Origin of the sequence: Brucella sp. TWI559 (genome assembly GCF_039674265.1) — a bacterium.
GTDB lineage: Bacteria > Pseudomonadota > Alphaproteobacteria > Rhizobiales > Rhizobiaceae > Brucella > Brucella chromiisoli.
On record NZ_JBDJNE010000071.1, the window covers coordinates 1 to 606 of the forward strand.

Genomic DNA, 606 nt, shown 5'->3' on the forward strand with positions numbered 1-606 from the left:
GTTTCTGGTGCAAATAGGGTTTGATAATCGCGGCTGTGCGCAGAGCCGCGATCTCATCTCTGGGGTGGACGGAGCGATGCTCCATAGAGGCAGGCGATTTAGAAATTTTAGGTCGTGCACTCATAAATAGTCTAGCTATTTGAATGTATTAGTGATTCAAAGGTCTCGGATTCGGAGGTCTTTCATGTCACGCCGCCGCTATGAACGTACAGAGCGCGAATGGTTGATTATTGCGCCGCCGTTGCCATGCAAACCTTGTGGTGTACCCCGCGTCGATGATCGCATGGTACTCAATGGAATTCTGTGGCGCTTCCGCACAGGATCCTGGCGTTGGTGAAAGAAGGCGTTCCGGTTTACTGAACTTAGAGAATTAGGCTTTAGCCGTTTTCGTTTCGTCTTCGGGGTCAGGTTCATGCCTTTCAAACACAACGCCGCTCAACGCCATAAGATACGGCCGCAGAAGTTCAAGGTTGTTGATTGCCGCTGAGAATTGAGCCGCCTTTTAATTAATGTTCGGGTTTTTATTCACGGTCAAGTTTCGTGTATTCCTTTGCTCGTTTTGGTTCCTGAGCGGAACTGTTTTTGAACCTGAAGCTGTCATTTCCG

Annotated in this window: 1 pseudogene; it reads left to right on the plus strand. The window is 48.8% G+C overall.

The features are described from left to right. Positions 1–184: 184 nt before the first annotated feature. A pseudogene (locus tag ABE530_RS19645) lies at positions 185–325 on the plus strand (IS5/IS1182 family transposase); the annotation flags it as partial. Positions 326–606 lie beyond the last annotated feature (281 nt).